Origin of the sequence: Streptomyces verrucosisporus (assembly GCF_017114865.1) — a bacterium.
Lineage (GTDB): Bacteria > Actinomycetota > Actinomycetes > Streptomycetales > Streptomycetaceae > Streptomyces > Streptomyces fenghuangensis.
Window position 1 is genome coordinate 1 of record NZ_JADEYH010000096.1, and the last position, 455, is coordinate 455.

Sequence of the window (455 nt, forward strand, 5' to 3'; positions counted from 1 at the left end):
CATCCTCGAAACCCTCGCCGCATACTGCACACGAACTAACGACTCAGGACACTAGCCAGGTTACGGATTATGCGGTCTGGAGGCGGGCACGCCTCCCTGCCCCTCCAGACCTTGCCGGGCCTGGAGGGGCTCTAAAGATCACGTACGTTCATCAAGCTGTCAACTCGTTTAATTTTTGCGGTAGTTGACAAATCAGCCACCGCTCACCTCCTTCGAGTGGGCGCCCCGGTGAGTGCTGTGCGTCGTGAAGTCGCAGGTCACAGACCTGATGTGTGGTGTCCGGGATGTTCACGTCGGCCGCGACCGGGTGAATTCGGAAGGGATTTCCGACTTCGGGAGAATTCGCGTTTCGATACCGGAAACCTATGGCTCGCATCGGCTTTGTCAAGCAGTTCTGCCGGTCGGCGTGTTCACGACGGTTGGCGGCTTTACGGGGTGTTCTGTTCGACGGTACT

At 58.0% G+C, this 455-nt stretch carries 1 protein-coding gene; it reads left to right on the plus strand.

Going from position 1 to position 455, the window contains the following annotated elements:
- Positions 1 to 244 precede the first annotated feature (244 nt).
- Positions 245 to 455 (plus strand): hypothetical protein (locus IQ279_RS27605; protein WP_206352055.1); only part of this gene is annotated, 211 nt, incomplete at its 3' end.